The sequence below is a fragment of the Agrobacterium sp. 22-221-1 genome, from assembly GCF_053522445.1.
Window position 1 is genome coordinate 373,248 of record NZ_JBNWCL010000003.1, and the last position, 6,674, is coordinate 379,921.

Sequence of the window (6,674 nt, forward strand, 5' to 3'; positions counted from 1 at the left end):
TGACGCGCCGATTCTGTGGGGAAGAATACCCGCTTTGATGGTCGAAAGATACGTTGCCTTAAACCGGCAATCGAAATGCCTGCCGTCCGAAAGGGCGGCTTCAGCCTGAAACCGCGTTCTAGAGTTTCAGCCAGACACGCGGGTCCTCGTGCGACTGGATCTTGATCCATTTCAGATCCACCGCTTTCCACGGCTTGACGACATTGGTGCGGTTATCCAGCACCAGATCGCCCTGGCTGGTGCTGACGACCAGAACGGCATGTCCTATGCCATCCGTCGTGCGGGCTGTGGCGATGCGCAGGGCCCCCGAAGGCCAGCCGGCGCGCAGGAGGCGTTGCCGCTTGGTCACCGCAAAATCTTCACAGTCGCCGCTTGCCGGGTTCAGTTTCCAGTCGTCTTCGCCGTCCTGTTCGCTGGCATAGATTATCGAGGTGTTGATCTCGGCGTTGATGCGCTGGAGTTCCGTGCGCTTCTGCTTGCTCAGTTCCACCGTATCGCGGTCGCCAATACGGAGGCACTGGTCGGCGGCGTTTTCACAGAATTTCGCAAAGGCGATGGGTGCGATGGTGGGACGGCTCGTGGTCATGAACTGGCCGGGCCGCGAGGCGCCGGGCTTCTGGGCAAGGCCACCGAGCTGGACGGCCGATGCCGTTGTCGCAACACTTGCCGCCACGCCGGCAGCGACGGCAAAAATCTTTGCCAGACGGATTGTTCTCTTCGCCATGTCCTTGCCCCTGCACAATTGTCTTGTCTTGTGCCTGGCACCATAGCGACCCATTCTTGCGGGCCGTTTAAGTCGATAGATTGCATTTTAACGAAATCTAATTTTGTGACAGCGCGCTGAAAACAGCCGGAAAACCGGGCTCGCGCTCACCTGCAGCGGGTTCTACCCTCGGTGTCGACAATACAGGTCTGCTGCGGGACAGCCCGCCTGAGTTCACGTCGGGTCTCGGGTGAGGCGCGGCTTGCCGGTGGCCGGTCGTAATTTCGGTAAACTTCGAAATTGCGCCCGCCAATCGTTCCCTGCGCCCCGCCGCGGCCATCCGGCGTCACTTCGAAATTCTGATACTGCTGGGCATGGGCGCCCACGGAGAGGCAGATCATGGCGGTCAGAACGCCGGCCGCTAGGCCGCCCCGCAATGCTGCCGCTTGCTGCCTGCCCAACCTCATGACCGTTCCTCCATTGACGAAATGATGAATGCCGCCGCCGCACATTTGCCACGCCCGGCGCGCATTGATTTTCCAGTCGTCCGTCGGGGGTAATCATATCACCGATAGTGCATCCGGTGTGAGAAGGATTTGTGCCTGGCGAAGGCCCGAATCGCCTTCCTGCCGCATCGGCCAGCGGTGTCACAACGCCAGGAGGTGTCACCGTGCCGCTCGATCGTCAGGAATGCGAAAAAGGCCATTCTACGGCTCAAAAATTAAGCTCTTCGCCGCTGCATTTATAGGCTTCACAATCCTGTAACAACGGACCTAATATACAAGTGCAGATGCCGAATCGCTCAGGAGAAGCCCTTGACGATTGCAGTTTCACCACAGGCCCTGCCGGCGCTCGTTCTGAACGCAGACTACAGGCCACTGAGTTATTATCCCTTGTCGTTATGGTCCTGGCAGGACGCGATCAAGGCCGTCTTTCTAGACCGTGTGAACATCATTGCAGAATATGATCACGCGGTGTCGTCCCCCAGCTTTTCCATGCGGCTGCCGAGCGTCGTCAGCCTCAAGACCTATGTGCAGCCCACCCGCAACCCGGCCTTCACCCGCTTCAACGTTTTCCTTCGGGACAAGTTCGAATGCCAGTATTGCGGCACGCGGGACGAATTGACCTTCGACCATGTGATTCCCCGCGCGCATGGTGGTGAAACCACCTGGCACAATGTCGTTGCGGCGTGCTCTCCCTGCAATCTTAAAAAAGGCAGCAAGCTTCCCAAGCAGGCGGGTATGTTCCCGGCGCAGAAGCCCTTCCAGCCGACGGTTCAGGATCTGCACAATAACGGGCGGCTGTTCCCGCCCAATTATCTGCACGAAAGCTGGATGGACTATCTTTACTGGGATACCGAGCTGCAGCCCTGATCTTTCGAGGACTGCAACGCGGTTTTCCGCTTACCGGCTTTTACGGCTCGCGCCAAAAAAGGCGACTGCCGTAAGTGCAACGCTTGCGATGACATTCCAGCCCGCGAAGGAAAGGCCGAGCACCCGTAAAGCGGCGTCGTTGCAGGAAGGCGCCTTGATGGCGTTCAGATTGCCCAGCAGATCGCCGGCATTGGTGGTGATGGAAGGCGCCCCGGTGGCGCAGGTGATCGGCCCTTCCCAGAAACCCCATTCCACACCGGCATGATAAACGCCGAGCCCGGCGCCGATCAGCATCGCCACGCCGATAAGGGCAAGAAGCAGCCGGGTGATCTGAACCGGCAATTTGAAGATGCTGGTCGCAATGGCCAATATGCCCAGCGGAATGGCGTAATAATAGGGATCGCGCTGCAGCAGGCACAGCGCACAGGGCGTATAACCGCCAATATGCTGAAAACCGAGGGCGGAGCCGACGGTGAAGATCATTCCCGCCGTGACGCCGAGAGCGGCGAGCGTGCGGCTATTGTCGGCGGTGGTCGCATTGGCCATGTTGTTTTCCTCAAACTTCGCGAAGAAGCAGATATCCCGGACGGGCTTTCAAAAAGGCGGGCGTGATGGCGAAATTAAGTCGCCGGTCCTCACGGGGTGTAACGGGATTCGTCTAATCGAGTCCGCCGCATCTGGCAAATGAAAGCCTGGCAATATTCAGGGGGTGCGCAAGCAAAGTTTCGTGAGCTTGTTGGTGGCGTGAGACTGTCGAAGAGTTCACAGGCGCGTGCTGGACAAAGCTTAGAGAAATCAATGCACTTTTGGAAATGGTACCCCAAGCCGGGCCGCTGATTTTGAACAAAATCAGCGACTTGCGCCATGCTTGAACACCGATCACTGCCACCCGTCCATTAGCTTTTCTTGAAAAGTGTCCAAGCATTGATTTCGGAGGAAACATTGCATCGATTGGTTGCTGGCAACTTGCTGGAGACGACCTTTTTCCAGGTCATACCGCAAAATAGGATAGCCCCACTTGCTTCGAGGATCTCAATCCCGTTTAAGTAGAGAATTATCAGGGCCTTACTCGCGTTATGAGTTTGATTACGCTTTGATCGTAAATATGATGAAAAACGAACTAGGGACATATCACTTGCTTTACGGCCCAATAAAGCCCAAAACGATCTCCCCCTTCTTGAAGTGGGCCGGTGGAAAGCGTTGGTTAGCAGAGCGCCACATAAACCTTTTCCCCAATTTCAACGGTTCGTATGTCGAGCCGTTCTTGGGGGGAGCTTCAATCTTCTTTAAGATTAGTCCTGCTCGCGCGCTCTTGTCGGACCTCAATCCGAGGCTTGTGGAATGTTATAACACGATCAAGTCGTCGTACCGTGACGTCGAGGTGCTACTCGAACACCATCAAGCAAGGCATGATACGAAGTACTACTACGAAATGCGGGGAGCGAACCTTAGTTCCAGTGTCGAGCGAGCGGCGCAATTCATTTATCTTAATCGTACGTGCTGGAATGGTCTTTACCGCGTAAATCGTCGAGGGCAATTCAATGTACCAAAAGGTACGAAATCGTCCGTTGTACTTCCGACCGACAATTTTCGGTGGGTGTCAGATCGTCTCCAATCCGCAGACGTCTTGGCTTGCGACTTTGAGGCGACTATTGGCCGCGCCGGGCAAGGAGATCTTATCTACGCGGACCCGCCATACACCGTTCAGCACAACGACAACGGTTTTCTAAAGTATAACGAGCACATCTTCAGTTGGGCTGACCAAATTAGGCTTCGGGATTGTCTAGTGGCTGCGAGAGAGAGGGGTGCGCGGGTTATTGTTTCCAACGCTGCTCATCACTCCCTATTGGAACTCTATGAAGGCACGGGAACAATTCATAAACTCTGCCGTAGCAGCGTGTTAGCGGCAAGCAGTTCGAATCGACGCGCAGTAGACGAGATAATGGTTGTAATGTGATGGACAACTTAAATTTGTTGCGTGAGCGAGGCTCTATGCTAGGTGCCTCGGTATTTGAGGCAGTGATTGTTTTGCTCATTATGCACGTTCCAATCGTGCTCCGGCTTCTATATGAAGGAATGGATTCTGCGCAGATGACTTGGACTGCTGCATGGTCGATGTTCATGTCCAGTTACAGATACGGGGATATACTAGGATATACCTCTGGATTGCTCGCGTCATCTACCGCGTGGTTTCTTCTCAATTTACATTACTCGAAGCACAGACCTAAAACAATTTTGGCATTAATCGTTCTTCCCCTGCTTTTATTCTTTTTTGCTTCGCCTATGTACTTTCGCGATCTAAAAGGGCCAGTAGAAAACCACGAATTTGCTGAAGCCTACGTTAAGTTCCTTCTTGGCTTCGCCGCGGCACTCTGGATTGTCTCAATGTACCAACAGCGGTCGATCCCGTCTTTGCGACTTTCGGACGGGGATCAAATCAAAGACATAATGAAGAATGTGACTGACGGTCACGGAGCGAGAAAATGACCTTTGATGCAATAAAATTTCCCGCACTCAAGGTTGAGCAGCCAATCGGCGCTTTCTATGTCGGCGTGATGAATTCCAAAGACCTGGCGCAAGTTGCTGTCGCGGATATTCGGCGGTTGGAGGAAAACGAGATTGACCGATATATCGGCATCCAGCGTCGTCTGTCGCAAACGCGTTCTCGGGAATTAAAAGACTATGTGAATTCGTTTGATGCTACATTTCCTAGTAGCATTATCCTCGCCGTCGATGAGGCGAATGCGGTCTGGGATCCTGATGAGCGCGCCCTTACCCTGCTCGCGTCAGCGGATGTTCCCCTCAACGACGTCGCACGCATTATTGACGGCCAACACCGAGTGGACGGCCTTACCAATTTCAACGGAGAGACATTCGAAGTGAGCGTATCTGTGTTTGTGGGCGCCGACATTGCAACGCAGGCAAACATCTTCGCTACCGTTAATCTCGCACAGACCAAGGTGAACAGAAGCCTCGTCTACGATCTACTAGACTACGAAAAGAAGAGAAGCCCTCAGAAGACGGCTCACCACATCACGGTAGCATTAGATCAACTGGAATTCAGTCCATTCTACAAGCGGATCAAGCGCCTAGGAAACGCTACCGCAGGGAGGGAGGGCGAATCGTTGACCCAAGCCGCCGTCGTCGAATCGCTGTTGGATCTTATGTCGAAAGATCCGATGTCGGATCGCAACTTTTTTCTGCGAACTATTTCGTTACCGTTACCTTCTTATGACGAACACCAGAGATATCCGTTTCGTCAATTATTTCTGAAGGAAAAGGATACTGAAATAACGCAGATCGTCCTCAATTATTTCACAGCTGTGCGGGATCGTTGGCCGACTTCTTGGGATGACATGCAAAGAAGCGGAAATGTGCTGCCGAAAACAAACGGCTTCAAGGCGTTGATGCGCTTTCTGCGCCCGGTCTACTTGGACCTGACCGCTGGAACCCGAGAACAAGTCCCATCTGCGCAAGACTTCTTACCTTATCTTGAAGCAGTTCCACTGAAAGACGAGGATTTCAACACCAACACTTTTAAACCAGGCACGTCTGGTGAAGCCGCACTCTACAGGATCCTAACGGGTTCACTAAAGTTAAAAAGCGATCAGAATGACCTCTTCCGCTAGTTTGGCGCGTGCGCCGAGTCCAAAGGTCACAGGTTCGAATCTTGTCGCGTGTGCCACATTTCTCAGATCTTTTCACGCATCGGCGCCGCTCACGTTTGTCGCACAGGAAGTAGGAACCGAGTAACTACAGACCACCTCAAGTTGGTGATGCAGACGACGACATCTAAGCCGTCGTCGTCCACTGGCCTTTGCCGTCCGCCTTGAAACACTGAGGCTTGTAATGGATCAAATCACGAAGCTTGACGCGGCTCGGCGACAATTGTTAGCAGCGATCCACATCCACTGGTATTGTAATGAGCCTATCGCTGTTTACTCCCTTGCAGCGAACGTTTGGGAGATTTGCGACACGCTTTCAAAGCGAGCCAACAAAACTACGATAACTGGTTTCGGAAGCGGTGCGATCAAGCAAAGCTTCCGCATTGCAGCGCCCACGGCCTGAGAAAAGCCGCCGCGGCACGCCTTGCGGATCGCGGCGCGACCGAACACCAGATAATGGCAATCACCGGCCATACAACATCGAAACAAGTGATCCGCTACACCAAGGCGGCTCGCCAAAAAGTGCTGGCGAAGAGCGCTATCAAGCTTAGGGATCAGACCGCCGACGACAGCGACGATTGACCAAAAGCAGAACAAAAGTGTCCAACTTTTCTATACGATGTGAACTACTTGGACATCTAGAGGCGGAAAACCCAAGAAAATCAATGCGATTTTCTGGTAATGGTACCCCAAGCCGGGATCGAACCAGCACTCCTGTTGGTTTCCACGCGGAACTGAGCCGGTTAGGCGCATAATTTCCATTGAGAATTGAGCCATGTGAACCTTCCCCCAACGCGGTGAGCGACGGGGGCAACGGAGTGATCCACATGGGACTGACCTTGCCCCCAAGTTTTATCCAGTTTTGAGTTCGCTCCAGCGGTTTTGGGTTGCTGTATTCGGGGCGGTAGCGGCGGGGTGCGGTGCGGAGCCATT

General features: G+C 53.8%; 7 protein-coding genes. 4 read left to right on the forward strand and 3 right to left on the reverse strand.

The annotated features are described in order from the left end of the window. Window positions 1–118 precede the first annotated feature (118 nt). Together ACQZ5N_RS07425 and ACQZ5N_RS07430 are read right to left on the reverse strand one after the other, a co-directional pair. Window positions 119–724: a transglutaminase-like cysteine peptidase gene (locus ACQZ5N_RS07425; protein WP_448732546.1), complete on the reverse strand. Its 606-nt coding sequence runs from the start codon at window positions 722–724 to the stop codon at window positions 119–121. 146 nt (window positions 725–870) lie between these two features. Beyond that, a complete protein-coding gene (locus ACQZ5N_RS07430) occupies window positions 871–1,170 on the reverse strand; it encodes a hypothetical protein (RefSeq protein WP_448732547.1) in 300 nt (99 codons plus the stop codon). Window positions 1,171–1,518: 348 nt separating this feature from the next. Between ACQZ5N_RS07430 and ACQZ5N_RS07435 the strand changes: the two genes are divergently transcribed. After that, complete coding sequence (locus ACQZ5N_RS07435) at window positions 1,519–2,076, forward strand: HNH endonuclease (protein WP_003585610.1); 558 nt, start codon at window positions 1,519–1,521, stop codon at window positions 2,074–2,076. A gap of 30 nt (window positions 2,077–2,106) precedes the next feature. Here ACQZ5N_RS07435 and ACQZ5N_RS07440 read toward each other — a convergent pair whose 3' ends face one another. Next, window positions 2,107–2,622, reverse strand: coding sequence for a disulfide bond formation protein B (locus tag ACQZ5N_RS07440; protein ID WP_448732548.1), 516 nt, complete (start codon window positions 2,620–2,622; stop codon window positions 2,107–2,109). 562 nt (window positions 2,623–3,184) lie between these two features. Between ACQZ5N_RS07440 and ACQZ5N_RS07445 the strand changes: the two genes are divergently transcribed. The 3 genes from ACQZ5N_RS07445 (at window position 3,185) to ACQZ5N_RS07455 (ending at window position 6,323) form a co-directional block, all read left to right on the forward strand. Then, window positions 3,185–4,033, forward strand: a complete 849-nt coding sequence (locus ACQZ5N_RS07445) for a DNA adenine methylase (protein WP_448732558.1) — start codon at window positions 3,185–3,187, stop codon at window positions 4,031–4,033. 526 nt (window positions 4,034–4,559) lie between these two features. Further along, the gene (locus ACQZ5N_RS07450) at window positions 4,560–5,705 is read left to right on the forward strand and encodes a DGQHR domain-containing protein (RefSeq protein WP_448732549.1); all 1,146 of its coding nucleotides are present in this window, start codon (window positions 4,560–4,562) and stop codon (window positions 5,703–5,705) included. Between the two features lie 339 nt (window positions 5,706–6,044). Next, window positions 6,045–6,323: a tyrosine-type recombinase/integrase gene (locus ACQZ5N_RS07455; protein ID WP_448732550.1), complete on the forward strand. Its 279-nt coding sequence runs from the start codon at window positions 6,045–6,047 to the stop codon at window positions 6,321–6,323. Window positions 6,324–6,674 lie beyond the last annotated feature (351 nt).

Excerpts from the sequence above, each read along its gene's own strand:
- ACQZ5N_RS07425 (WP_448732546.1), bottom strand. The coding sequence starts at position 724 with ATGGCGAAGAGAACAATCCGTCTGGCAAAGATTTTTGCCGTCGCTGCC.
- ACQZ5N_RS07430 (WP_448732547.1), bottom strand. The coding sequence starts at position 1,170 with ATGAGGTTGGGCAGGCAGCAAGCGGCAGCATTGCGGGGCGGCCTAGCG.
- ACQZ5N_RS07440 (WP_448732548.1), bottom strand. The coding sequence starts at position 2,622 with ATGGCCAATGCGACCACCGCCGACAATAGCCGCACGCTCGCCGCTCTC.
- ACQZ5N_RS07445 (WP_448732558.1), top strand. The coding sequence starts at position 3,185 with ATGAAAAACGAACTAGGGACATATCACTTGCTTTACGGCCCAATAAAG.
- ACQZ5N_RS07450 (WP_448732549.1), top strand. The coding sequence starts at position 4,560 with ATGACCTTTGATGCAATAAAATTTCCCGCACTCAAGGTTGAGCAGCCA.